Source organism: Anaerococcus sp. Marseille-P3915 (assembly GCF_900258475.1).
GTDB lineage: Bacteria > Bacillota > Clostridia > Tissierellales > Peptoniphilaceae > Anaerococcus > Anaerococcus kampingae.
On record NZ_LT984887.1, the window covers coordinates 569,438 to 582,979 of the forward strand.

The window sequence follows — 13,542 nt, forward strand, 5'->3', positions numbered from 1 at the left end:
TTTCTCTAATATAATCTATGTAAAATATTCATTTTAAGCCCTATTAAACCATATATTTATGAATAAATATGCTATTTGCCTAAAGTGAATAATACTATGCACATAAAACAAGAGGACAGACCTAAGTCTGCCCCTCTAATTTGCAATTATTTTCCCGCTAGTCTCTTATAGGTATTGTACCTAGCTTTTGCTGCGTTTTCTGCTTGTTCATATAATTCATCTGCACTTTCTGGGAATGATATTTTTAGTGATGAATATCTTACCTCTCCTTGGATAAATTCTTGGAATGATTCACTTGGCTCTTTTGAATCTAATTGGAATGGATTCTTACCTTCATCTTCTAGTCTTGGATCATATCTCCATAAGTGCCAGTAGCCTGCATCTACCGCTTGTTTTTCTCTTCTTTGACTCTTGCCCATGCCTATCCTTATACCGTGGTTTATACATGGTGCATAAGCTATGATAATTGATGGGCCATCATAGGATTCTGCTTCTCTTATTGCTTTTAGGCATTGATTTTGATTTGCTCCCATTGCCACTTGAGCTACGTAGACATAGCCATAATTTGTTAGCATTAATCCAAGGTCTTTCTTTCTTACCTTTTTACCTGAAGCAGCAAATTGTGCAACAGCTGCAAGTGGTGTTGCCTTTGAACTTTGGCCACCTGTATTTGAGTAAACTTCTGTATCAAATACTAAGATATTGATATTCTCTCCTGATGCTAGGACGTGGTCTACTCCACCATAACCAATATCATAAGCCCAACCATCACCACCAAAAATCCAAACTGATTTTTTGATTAGGTAATCTTTTAGGTCATAGATATCTTCGAGTATGGAATTTGCTCTTTCATCCTCTATCTTTTCTTCTCTTAAGTTTAGAATTTTTGCTGTTGCTTCTTTTGAGCCTCTTACATCATCTTTATTTTCTATCCATTCTTTAAAGGCTTCATTTAAGTCTGTATCGATATTTAAATCTAAAAATTCTTTCATATAGGTTTCTAGTAAATACTTATTAGAATCGGTAGCAAGTTTCATACCATATCCATATTCAGCATTATCTTCAAATAAAGAGTTTGCCCAAGACGGTCCCTTGCCTTCACTATTTTTAGCATAACAAACTGATGGTGCACTTGCTCCCCATACAGATGAACATCCTGAAGCATTGGCTATTAGCATCCTGTCTCCATATAATTGGGTTACAAGTCTTGCATAAGGAGTCTCACCACATCCTGCACATGCACCGGAGAATTCTAGGAGTGGTTGTCTAAATTGACTACCCTTTACTGTTGTAGGCTCCATCAATTCTTCCTTATAACCAATTTCTTCGTGAGCATAGGTCCAATTATCTTTTTCTTTTTCTACTTGTTCTTCAAAAGGCTTCATGATTAAGGCTTTATTTGGTGCTGGACAAACATCTGCACAGTTTCCACATCCTGTACAGTCAAGTGGTGATATTTGTATCCTAAATTCATATCCTTCAAGTCCTTTGCCTATGGCTTTTTTAGTTTCAAAACCTGCTGGAATATTTTCCTTTTCTTCTTCTGTAACCAGGAATGGCCTTATTACAGCATGTGGACAAACAAATGAGCATTGGTTACATTGGATACAATTGTCAATTTGCCATTCTGGAACATTTAAGGCTACACCACGTTTTTCATATTGAGTTGTTCCTGTATCCCAAGCACCATTATCTAGATCTTTAAATAATGAAACAGGAAGTTCGTCTTCTTTTTGTTCTTCCATTGGCTTTACAATGTTTTGTATAAAGTCAGGAAGTTTTACTTCTTCTTTTTCTTCATCTTTTGCATCTAGCCAAGATTCAGGTACTTCTATCTTTTCATAAGCACTTGCTCCCTTATCAACCGCTTCATAGTTCATAGCGACTATATCTTCACCCTTATGACCATAAGCTTTAACTATAGAATCTTTTAGATATTTAATGGCATCATCTACATCTATTACTTCTGTAAGATTAAAAAAGGCTGATTGCATAATCATATTTGTCCTTGAACCAAGACCAATGTTTTCTGCTATATGGCTTGCATCTATTATATAGAAATTGATTTTATGTTTTGCTAGGTAATTTTTCATTGAGGCTGGAAGATGGTCATCTAGTTCATCCTTTGACCAGATAGTATTTAATAAGAAAGTTCCTCCTTCTTTTAAACCTTCTAGCAAGTCATACTTATAAACATAAGCTTGTTTAGAGACAGAAATAAAATCAGCTTCATCTAATAGATAGGTTGAAAGTATAGGCTCTTTACCAAATCTTAAGTGAGAAACGGTAAGGCCTCCTGATTTTTTAGAATCATAGTCAAAGTAAGCTTGGACATACATATCGGTATTATCTCCGATAATTTTAATTGCTTCTTTATTAGCGCCAACAGTACCATCAGATCCAAAGCCCCAGAATTTACATCTTGATTCACCCTCATGTCTAATTCTAAGGTCTGTTCTAGGAAGTGACTTGTTTGTTAGATCATCTGTGATTGATAGGGTAAAATCTTTAACCATGTCCTTATTTAGGTTGTCAAAGGCCGCCTCAAAATCAGCTGGTATTGTATCTTTAGAACTTAATCCAAATCGACCACCTATAATTTCAGGTTTATCCTCGACATCAAAGAAGGCTGTTACTACATCTTTGTATAATGGTTCACCCTCTGCGCCTTTTTCTTTTGTCCTATCTAAAACACCAATCCTCTTAACAGACTTTGGTATTACTTTGAGAAGGTGGTCTTTAGAAAATGGTCTGTATAGATGTACTTCAACAAGACCTACTTTTTGTCCATTAGCATTTAGATAGTCAACAGTTTCTCTTATAGCCTGGCATCCAGAACCCATCGCAACTAAAGCTCTATCAGCTTCTGGATGTCCGTAATAATTAAATAATTTATAATCAGAACCAATTAAATCGTTTATTTTATTCATATAATCTTCAACTATGTAAGGAAGCCTATCATAGATTGGATTTGATGCTTCTGCTGCTTGGAAGAAAATATTCTTTTGAACAGTACCCATAGTTTTAGGTCTTTCTGGGTTTAATGAAGTGTTTTTAAATTCTTTTACAGATGCGTAGTCAACTAGTGGAGCTAGGTCCTTATAGTCCCAAATATCTATTTTTTGAATTTCATGGCTTGTCCTAAATCCATCAAAGAAGTGTAGGAAAGGTACCCTTGCCTCAATTGCTGATAAGTGAGCCACAGCTGCAAGATCCATTACCTCTTGTACAGAGTTTGATGCTAGCATTGCAACTCCAGTTTGTCTTACAGCCATAACATCTGAATGGTCTCCATAGATTGAAAGTGCATGGGTTGCAACTGTTCTTGCTGCTATATGGAAAACACCTGGCAAACGCTCTCCTGCAATCTTATATAAATTTGGAATCATTAATAGTAAGCCCTGGCTTGATGAATATGTAGTAGTAAGGGCTCCTGCTCCAAGAGAACCGTGCATAGCTCCTGCTGCACCACCTTCTGATTGCATTTCTTTTACTATAACTTCTTTACCAAATATGTTTTTTCTCCCGTTTGCTGCCCAAACGTCTATGTATTCTGGCATTGGTGAAGATGGAGTTATAGGAAAGATTGTAGCAACCTCTGTAAATGCGTATGAAACATGAGCTGCTGCTGTATTACCGTCCATAGTTTTTTTGACTCTAGTTATTGTCATAATAAATCCTTTCTCGTCATATTTTGAAATAAATTGACATAAATATTTTATATCTACTAATATTATATACAAAAATCGTTTTTATAACAATAGGAAATTTATATTTTTTCAAAAAAAGAACCCCTTTTGGGGTCCATAATTTGCATATTTTTAATTATTATATTTGGTCATCATGAATTCTTTCAGGATGGAAAATGTTATCAGTCATTACTTTTGCAGCATTATAACCATAATTCTTCTCTCTTTGGTTCATTGCTGCTACCTCAATTATTAGAGCAAGGTTTCTACCAGCCCTAACAGGAACAACTAAATGAGGAACACTTACATCAAGAAGCTCTATGTGGTGTTGGTCAATTCCAAGCCTATCGTATTCAAAATCATCCTTCCATTGCTCTAGTTCAACTACTAAATCAATATTTGTATCAAACTTAACCGAACCTGTACCATATAATCTTCTAACGTTGATTATTCCAAGGCCCCTAATTTCCATAAAGTGTCTAATATTTTCAGGAGCTCGTCCAATTAGTTTATTATCTATTGCTGATATGTCAACCATGTCATCAGCTACTAGCCTATGGCCCCTATTTACTAGTTCAAGGGCTGTTTCAGACTTACCAACAGATGACTTACCCATGATAAGTATTCCCACACCAAATACTTCCAAAAGCTCTCCGTGAACATTTGTTGATGGAGCAAGTTGGTATTCTAGTTGGTCGGAGATGTCTGATATTAACTTAGTAGTCTTAACTGGTGACCTAAGTAGAGTTACATCATAATATCTTGCAAGGTCAATTATGTCTTTATTTATTTCACGGTTAGATGAAAATATTACTGCAGGTATCTTGTAGGACAAAATCCCCCTAAATCTTTCATATTGCATCTTACTATCTAGACTTGTTAGGTAGGTGTATTCTACTTTGCCTATTACTTGGAGTCTCTTATAAGGAAATTCTTCCATATAGCCAGTAAGCTGTAAGCCAGGCCTGTTTACATCAGCATTTTCCAGATCAATTTCAAGATAGTCTGTCGATTGGCTTATTATTTCAAGGCCTAAATTCTCAACAACAGTATGAAGCTTGATGGTCTTCTTGGCTTCACCCTTGCTAACCTCTTCTTCAATGTGTTCACTTTTATCGTCAATATTTTGTACTTCAGTCATTTACTATCCTTTCAGCTTTAAATATTTATAGATTTCAAGGGCCGCTTGCTTGCCTACTAGAGGAACTTCCATTAGTTCTTCTACACTCGCCTTTTTCATGTTGGCAATAGTCTTAAAGTGAGCATATAAATTGGCTTTTGTTTTCTCACCTACACCCTTTATATTGTCAAGCTCAGATTTTTTCATAGTTTTTCTCATAAGTGACCTATGATAATTTATAGCAAATCTGTGAGCTTCTTCTTGGATTTCATAGATTAACTTATAAACTGGATCACGTCTTTTAATTGGAATCTCTTCATTATTATAAATAATAGCCCTTGTGGTATGCTTGTCATCTTTCACAAGACCAGCTACTTTTATATTCATATCAAGATTATTAAGGACTTTATTTGCAATAGATACCTGACCCTTGCCACCATCCATCAAGATAAGATCAGGAAGTCTGCCAAATCCGGTATGGGTATTGCCATTAGCTATATCCTTTTTAGCATTATTAACCCTTCTAGTTAAGACTTCTTCAAGTGAAGCATAGTCGTTTGGTCCTTCTACTGTTTTTATCTTAAATTTCCTATATTCCTTTGGAGCCTGAACACCATTTTCAAAAACGACCATAGAACCAACTGATTGGACCCCAGAAGTATTAGATATATCATAGGCTTCAATCCTATTAATCTTGTTAATATTTAGTATTTCTTTTAGTTGGCTAAGGCCGCTAGATTTATTACGTTCTTTTTGATCAAGGCGTTTCTCATATTTAACCCTCATATCATGGGCATTTCTAGCTGCCATATTTATTAGTTCAAATTTCCTGCCGAGTTTTGGCTGAGAAATAGCTACCTTTGAGCCTTTTTTCTGATTTAAGTATTCATTTATTGATTCCAATTCATTAGGTAGGCATCCGACTAAAATTTCCTTAGGTATATAAAGGATATCTAAGTAAAATTGCTTTAGGAATGAAGACATAATTTCTGCCTCACTATCAGCAAATTCATTTTTAATTACAAAATGTTCTCTATCAACAATCTGACCCTTTCTCATGAAAAATACCTGCATGATGATTGTTGAAATGCCCTTAGACATAGCAATTATATCTATATCTTCGCCTGTTGTCTCTGTTACAAACTGCTTTTCAGAAATTATAGAAAGAGCCCTATACCAATCCCTATATTTAGCTGCCATCTCAAAGTTTAGTTTTGAACTTTCCTCATTCATTAAGGAAAGCACCTTATCAGGTATCGTCCTATCCTTATGGTCTAAAAAACGCCTCACATCATCCATAGCTTGAAGGTATCTAGTCTCATCTTCCTTGTCTATACATGGCCCCTTGCATCTTTTTATAAAATAATTAAGGCATGGTCTATCTAGTCTTTGACCCTTGTCAAAGTTAAGATTGCAAGTCCTAAAAGGATAATATAGATTAAATAAATCTATAGCATCATTTACAGCATAGGCATCTGGATAGGGACCGAAATAATCTGCCCCATCCTTTTTAACCTGTCTTACCTTTTGAATTCTGGGAAATTTTTCTCTAGTAATCTTGATATATGGATACTGCTTGTCATCTCTTAGGACAATATTATATTTAGGTCTATTTTTCTTTATTAAGTTAGATTCAAGAACTAGGGCTTCGACTTCATTTTGAACAATGATATATTCGAAGTCCTGGATATGGCTAACCATAGCAAGAACCTTAGCGCCCTTGTTCTTGTTATTATCAAAGTATTGCCTAACCCTTCTTTTTAGAGAAATAGCCTTGCCGACATAAATTATATCACCATCTACATTTCTCATTATATATACACCGGGTTTGTCAGGTAATTCCTTGAGTTTTTCTCTTAATCTTTTGCTTGTCAAATTTCCTTACATCTCTCCTTCAAATATTCTAGGTCATCGCCATCAAGATATGGACTTAAAAGGTCATAACACTTTTTATTATAAGCATTTAACCAATCAATCTCTTCACTTGTTAGCATAGAAATCTTTACTGGTCTGGTATCAATTGGAACAATGGTTAGACTTTCAAATTCTAAAAATGATCCAAATTCATTTTCAAAAGCTTTTTTAACATAGGCTTCATTTTCAATCCTGATACCGTGAGAATCTTCTATATAAAGACCTGGCTCAATTGATGTGGTCATATTTTCTACAAATTCCACCCTATTTTTCTCTGAAATAGCTTGTGGCCCTTCGTGAACTGTAAGGACATAACCTACTCCATGACCTGTTCCATGGAAGAAGTCCTTGCCAGCTTTCCATAGAGGATATTTTGCTAAAGCGTCAAGCCTATCACCCTTGGTTTTATTTTTAAACTTGGCTAAAAATAAGGTCAAGAATGATTTTAAAACAAGTGTATAGTCGATTTTCTCATCTTCTTTTAAGTTTCCTAATGCTACTGTTCTTGTAATATCTGTAGTACCCTCTTTATAGTGGCCACCCGAATCAACTAAGATCATGCCAAGGCTTTCTATTGTCTTTGAACCTGTAACAGATGGAGCATAGTGAACTATCGCAGCATTTTCCTTATAGCCTGCAATGGTTTCAAAAGAATCTTCGATAAAGGATTCATTTTCAGCTCTTAGATCATGGAGTTTTTTGCTAGCCACAAGCTCGTTAAGACTGCCTGTCTTAGCACCAATTTCAAGCCAATTAAAGAATTTAACAAGACTTACCCCATCGTAGATATAGGCTTTTTTAATATTTTCTATTTCCTTATCTGTCTTTATGGCCTTCATATATGTTGTAAAGTTAGTTCCTTGGCCAATCTTTACATTTGCATTTATTGAATCATAAATGGAGACATTTGTTCTATTTGGATCTAAGTAAATCCTATTTTTTCCTTCAATATTTTTAAGAAGTTGGTAAATATATCCATATGAATAAATTGTGATTCCATTTTCTTCCAAGTAAGATTTAACATCACTATCTAGCTTATCTTCATCAATACATAGATAGGCCTTCTCTTCAGAAATTAGCATATAAGATAAAACTACTGGGTTGTAATCTACATCATTGCCCCTGATATTTAATAAGTAGCAAATATCTTCTGGACTGCCGATAAAGGTGTAATTATAACCTTGATTTTTTATTTTTTCTCTCAAGATGCTTAATTTTTCAGAAAGGCTTTGGCCTGAATATTTTTCCTCATGAATCCAAACCTTATCCTTTGGTAAAGTAGGCCTATCTTGCCAGATTTTTGATATATAGTCAAGGTCTGATACCAATATCCTAGCTCCCATATTTTCTGAAAGCTCCTTATAACCTGTTACAGAATAACACTGGCCATCAAAGCCTATTTTGCCAAATTCTGGAATATTATCATCCAAATATTCTAATAGACTTGGATATCCCTCTACCCCCATTTTCATTAGCTCAAATTCAGAGTTGGCTAGCTCTTTATTTGCTTGCAAGAAATATCTTGAATCTGTCCATAATTTCGCTTCTTTAAGGGTAACAACAGCAGTTCCAGCAGAGCCAGTAAAGCCTGAGATAAATTCTCTAGTCTTGTAATGATCAGCTAAATACTCTGATTGGTGAGGATCTGATGTTGGAATGATATAGGCATCAATTTTCCTATCTTGCATCATTTTTCTTAATTTTTCTATTCTACTATTTATATTCATAAAATCTCCTTATGATTAAATACATTTGCTTATAATAATACTTTATCCTTATTTATGATAATTGCTATTTGTATTGTAATAGAGATAACAGATAATAAGAGCTTAATACAATTGATTTTTTCTTTAAATCCATTATAATATTATCGTTATAGAAATAAGAGTAAAGAGAGTGTGAATAAGATGAAACTTGGAATAGTCGGCCTACCTAATGTTGGTAAATCAACATTATTTAATGCCATTACAAAAGCAGGTGCCCTAGTAGCAAATTATCCTTTCGCTACAATAGATCCAAATGTGGGACTTGTAAATGTACCTGATGAAAGATTAGAAGCCTTATCAAAAATTTCTAATTCAAAAAGAATCCTACCAGCTGTTGTAGAATTCTACGATATAGCTGGCCTTGTAAAAGGTGCAAGTAAGGGTGAAGGTTTGGGTAACAAATTTTTATCAAATATCAGGGAAACTGATGCAATAGTAGAAGTTTTAAGATGCTTTGATGACCCAAATGTAACCCACGTTGATGGGTCAGTAGATCCCTTACGTGATATAGAAACAATCAACCTCGAGCTAATATTAGCTGACCTTGAACTCGTAGATAAGGTTCTTGAAAAGAAAAGAAAAGTAGCTAGGGCTGATAAGTCAGCCAGAGCTGAGGTTGAAGTTTTAGAAAAAATCGTCGAAGTCCTTGAAGCAGGAAAGTCCGCAAGGATCCTAGAACTCAACGATGAGGAGAAAAAACTTCTAAGAAGCTACCAACTCCTATCAACCAAGCCAATAATTTATGTATGTAATGTCAATGAAGATGATGCAGCAAATGATGGAGAAGGAAATCCATATGTTGAAAAGGTTAGAGAATTTGCTAAGACAGAAAATGCTGAAGTATCAGTAGTATCTGCAAAAATTGAGCAAGAAATCTCAGAACTTGATACAGAAGAAGAAAGAGAAGAATTCCTTGCGATGATTGGTCTTGAAGAATCTGGTACAGATAAAGTTATAAAAGATTCCTACAAAACCCTAAATCTAATTTCCTTCCTTACAACAGGCGAAATGGAGACCCGTGCTTGGACAATTACAAAGGGTACAAAAGCTGTAGATGCAGCTGGTAAAATCCATACAGATATTTCAAGAGGCTTCATCATGGCAGATATAATTTCTTTCGAAGACCTAGTAGAAGCTGGCTCAGTCAACCACGCCAAGGAAATGGGCAAGCTCCGCATGGAAGGTAAGGAATATATCATGCAAGATGGCGATGTAGTAAACTTTAAATTTAACGTATAATGTATAGAAATATGAAAAAACAAGGAAAATTGATAGTTCATACAGGCTCAATGTTTTCAGGTAAAACTACCTCCCTTTGGAGGGAGCTTTATAGGATGAACATAGCAAATTACAAGGTTGTCGCTTTTAAACCATCAATAGATGATAGAGATGGAGACAAGCAAATAGTAACTCACGATAACTTAAGTCTTGATGCTATAAAAGTTGAAGATTTAAATGAAATCCTAAACTATGCCAGAGACCATGAGATAGATGCTATAGGTATTGACGAATTGCAATTTTTCCCAAATGATCCTAGCGAAGTAGTGGATATATTTAATAAGCTAATGGCTATGAATATCACAATTGTAGTATCAGGCCTTGATATGGACTATAAGACTAGACCATTTGAGATTATAAAAGAGATTATGCCCCTAGCTGATGAACTTATAAAACACCATGCCATTTGTGCATCATGTGGAGAAGATGCTTGGGCATCTTATAGGAAATCAAGCGATGATTCAAGAATCCAAATAGGAGCCCAAAACCTGTATGAACCCCTTTGCAGATCATGTTATAATGACAAAATGAAAGAAAGAGAAAAAACTAAAAATCAAATAAAACTTAATTTAGAAAAATAAAAAATCTACCCTCGCAGTGACCTGAACCCCAAAATCCGGAATACGGATGGAGGGGTTTTAGTATGCCAAAATACACAAAAGAATTTAAAATAAAACTAGTAACGGAATATTTATCAGGAGAATCTGGAGGCAGCCCGATGGTTGCTAAAAAATATGGTATACCCGAAAGTTCATTACAAAACTGGATAATCAAATATCAATCAGGTGGATTTGATAACTTATCAAAAAAGCAAAATCAGGATAAATTCACTAGTGAATTTAAGCTATCTGTAATACAATATAGGCAAATCAATAATACTTCGCTTAGAGAGACTGCAGAACATTTCAATCTTGTAAATAGATCTATGGTGTACAGATGGGAGAAAGCTTATAAAGAACGTGGTCTATCTGGGATAGAAGATAATAGAGGAAGGCCTAAAAAAGACATGACCAAATCAAATAAAAAGTCTAAACTTAATACTCCAATAAACGAAACTGAAAGAGAAGAATTAATAAGATTAAGAGAAGAAAATAGACTTCTCAAAATGAAGATAATCTACGAAAAAAAGCTACAAGCCTTGCTCCTGGAAGAGGAAGTAGAAGCAAGGAAAAGACAAAGATAATCCTCAACTTAATAAAAGAATATCCACAAAGTAAAATAAGCGAATGGTTAAGCATAGCAAAATTACCAAAATCATCATACTATGAATGGAAGATGAAATTAGCTAAACCAATAGATAAAGATAAAGAAATTAGAAAAGAAATAACAACCATAATAGAAGCATCAAAAGGTAGATATGGCTATAGAAGAGTAACTATGGTATTAAAAAATAAAGGCTTTAATATTAATCATAAAAAAGTCTTAAGAATAATGAGAGAAGAATCCTTGCTATGCTCTAAATTTAAAACCAGATCAAGAAAATACTCATCATACAAGGGACAAATAGGTAAAGTAGCAGATAATGTTGTAAAAAGACAGTTTAAAGCTACTAAACCAAATCAATTATGGCTAACAGATGTAACAGAATTTAGAATTAAAGGACAAGAAAAGAAACTATACTTATCACCAATATTAGACCTATACAACAGTGAAATAATCAGCTATACACTAAGTAATCACCCAACAATAGAATTAACTAATACAATGCTAGAAAAAGCATTAGAAGAAAATAAAGACATTAAAGATTTAATTATACACTCAGACCAAGGATTTCATTACCAACATAGTACTTGGACTAAAAAACTAGAAAAGATGAATATAAGGCAAAGTATGTCAAGAAAAGGGAATTGTCTAGACAATTCTCCAATGGAGAACTTCTTTGGAATATTGAAACAGGAAATGTATTATGGAGAAGATTTTAAAAGTTATGATCATTTAAGAAATGAGATTGAAAAATATATAAAATGGTACAATGAGGATAGGATTAAAACAAAATTAAACGGAATGTCACCTGTTATGTACAGATTACATTCCGCTTAAAATATTATTAAATTATTCCGTGTTTACGGATTCAGGTCACAGGTAGATTTTTTATTTAAAATTTATAATTTTCAATAAACTCTAGGTCGCTCTCATCTAAAGAGTATTTGCTTTGGTCAGTTATAATTTCTGGGCCATCTTCATGGATTATTAATTGGTGTTCAAATTGGCTTACCTTTGAACCATCAACTGTTCTTGCAGTCCAGCCATTATCATCAAGCTTCATATGCCAATCACCGATAGCGATCATTGGTTCAATTGTAAACACCATACCCGCTTGAATCCTTGGACCACGTCCAGCTATTCCGTAGTGAGGAACTTGTGGGTCTTCGTGCATTTCCTTGCCAATTCCATGGCCTATAAAATCTCTTATTACAGAAAATCCATTTTCACCCTCTACATATGCTTGGATGGCAGCTCCAATATCACCTATCCTGTTTCCAGGTACAGCTACTTTAATAGCCCTATTTAGGGATTCGAGATTCACATCTACTAGCTTTTGATCTTCCTCACTCATCTTACCGATTGTATAAGTCCAGCAAGAGTCAGCAAGCCCTCCATCAAGGTTTACAACATTATCTATTGATAAGATATCTCCCTCTTTTAAAGGCCTATCTGTAGGATAGCCATGGCAGATTTCATCATTTACAGATGTACAAAGGGTAAAAGGAAATCCGCTATAACCAAGCTGAGCAGGGATAGCCTTGCAGTGGTCTATGATAAATTTATTGGCAAATTTATCTAATTCTAGGGTTGTTCTGCCCTCTTTTATAACTTTTCTGAGAGCTAGGTGGGTTTTACACAAAATTTCTGCAGCAGCCCTCATTTTTTCAAATTGTTTTTCATTGTATATTCTAATCAATATATCACTCTCCTTAAAAAAGGACGCCAAAGCGCCCTTATCTTATAGTCTTTTGCTAGCTATATAGACGTATTCGTCATTATTTATCTTAGGTTCTATTTCCCAATTTGAACCCATTGAGATAGATTCACCTAGCTTATCTAGATAATACATTATTATACCTGCATCAAGTAGGTTAACATCTCCCTTGTAGTCTTTGATGTATAGATTTATTAAATCATCTACAACTACAAATCTCCAAGGTTGAGCATTGTAAGCTGATGGTGCAAATCTAGCATAAGCAAATACATCTTCTAAACCTCTTTGTTCTAAGTCTTCGTTTGTAGCAGGATTTCCAAGTCTATCCATGTAAACAAATTCACCGATTCCAAGTCTATCATCAAATTGGTGTTCTCTAACACTTTCATCTACTGGATATCCAACTGCTAGTAATAGATTTAAGTGGCCACCATCATAGTTAAAGATAGATTTTTTCACATCAGGGTCTACATCACTTACTGTAATCCAGCAAGTGCCAAGCCCTAAAGCATTTAGCTTTGTGATTAATTCTTCTACTCCATAAGCTCCCTTTACAAGTGAAGCTGGATTGTCATTTAGAGTATTTAGGGCAAGATAGGCTGGTGCCTTGATCATTACTCCCCTATAGCCAGCTAGACCATCAAGCGCCTTATAAACGCTTTCTCCATCACTTTGTACTATAAAGGCTAGGTCATCCTTACCTAACTTTACTATTTCCTCATCTACCATTTTGTAAACTTTTTCTAATGTTCCTTCATCAAGTTTAGTGTCTTTGAAATCTCTTGTTGAAGTTCTTGATTTTAAAAATTGTGTTGTAAGCATATTTTCCCCCATATTATTATTCTACTTCTATTG

9 protein-coding genes and 1 pseudogene are annotated in these 13,542 nt (G+C 34.6%); 4 read left to right on the forward strand and 6 right to left on the reverse strand.

Annotation, left to right across the window (positions count from 1 at the left end; translation table 11 throughout):
- Window positions 1-146: 146 nt before the first annotated feature.
- The 4 genes from nifJ to C8269_RS02875 all read right to left on the reverse strand — a co-directional run bounded on the left by nifJ (window position 147) and on the right by C8269_RS02875 (window position 8,450).
- Window positions 147-3,671: a pyruvate:ferredoxin (flavodoxin) oxidoreductase gene (gene nifJ, locus C8269_RS02860; protein WP_106460346.1), complete on the reverse strand. Its 3,525-nt coding sequence runs from the start codon at window positions 3,669-3,671 to the stop codon at window positions 147-149.
- A gap of 157 nt (window positions 3,672-3,828) precedes the next feature.
- Window positions 3,829-4,830 carry an HPr(Ser) kinase/phosphatase gene (hprK, locus tag C8269_RS02865; RefSeq protein ID WP_106460347.1) on the reverse strand — a complete coding sequence of 334 codons (1,002 nt, stop codon included), beginning with the start codon at window positions 4,828-4,830 and terminating at the stop codon, window positions 3,829-3,831.
- Between the two features lie 3 nt (window positions 4,831-4,833).
- Window positions 4,834-6,684: an excinuclease ABC subunit UvrC gene (gene uvrC / locus C8269_RS02870; RefSeq protein WP_106460348.1), complete on the reverse strand. Its 1,851-nt coding sequence runs from the start codon at window positions 6,682-6,684 to the stop codon at window positions 4,834-4,836.
- Window positions 6,681-8,450 (reverse strand): aminopeptidase P family protein, encoded by a 1,770-nt coding sequence (locus C8269_RS02875; RefSeq protein WP_106460349.1) that lies wholly within the window; start codon window positions 8,448-8,450, stop codon window positions 6,681-6,683. The genes uvrC and C8269_RS02875 overlap by 4 nt, the downstream gene beginning before the upstream one ends.
- 180 nt (window positions 8,451-8,630) lie before the next feature.
- Here C8269_RS02875 and ychF point away from each other — a divergent pair, with 180 nt between their 5' ends.
- The 4 genes and pseudogenes from ychF to C8269_RS02895 form a co-directional block, all read left to right on the forward strand.
- On the forward strand, window positions 8,631-9,728 hold the full coding sequence (ychF, locus tag C8269_RS02880) for a redox-regulated ATPase YchF (protein ID WP_106460350.1): 1,098 nt from the start codon (window positions 8,631-8,633) through the stop codon (window positions 9,726-9,728).
- Between the two features lie 11 nt (window positions 9,729-9,739).
- Window positions 9,740-10,348, forward strand: a complete 609-nt coding sequence (locus tag C8269_RS02885; RefSeq protein WP_106461118.1) for a thymidine kinase — start codon at window positions 9,740-9,742, stop codon at window positions 10,346-10,348.
- 62 nt (window positions 10,349-10,410) lie between these two features.
- Window positions 10,411-10,950, forward strand: a complete 540-nt coding sequence (locus C8269_RS02890; RefSeq protein ID WP_106460351.1) for a helix-turn-helix domain-containing protein — start codon at window positions 10,411-10,413, stop codon at window positions 10,948-10,950.
- Window positions 10,944-11,807: pseudogene (locus C8269_RS02895) on the forward strand (IS3 family transposase); the annotation flags it as partial. The gene C8269_RS02890 and the pseudogene C8269_RS02895, both read left to right, overlap by 7 nt.
- Window positions 11,808-11,862: 55 nt before the next feature.
- On the opposite strand, the gene map reads toward C8269_RS02895, so the two are convergent.
- Together map and C8269_RS02905 are read right to left on the reverse strand one after the other, a co-directional pair.
- Window positions 11,863-12,669 carry a type I methionyl aminopeptidase gene (gene map / locus C8269_RS02900; protein ID WP_106460353.1) on the reverse strand — a complete coding sequence of 269 codons (807 nt, stop codon included), beginning with the start codon at window positions 12,667-12,669 and terminating at the stop codon, window positions 11,863-11,865.
- Between the two features lie 42 nt (window positions 12,670-12,711).
- Window positions 12,712-13,509, reverse strand: a complete 798-nt coding sequence (locus C8269_RS02905) for a nitroreductase family protein (protein ID WP_106460354.1) — start codon at window positions 13,507-13,509, stop codon at window positions 12,712-12,714.
- Window positions 13,510-13,542 lie beyond the last annotated feature (33 nt).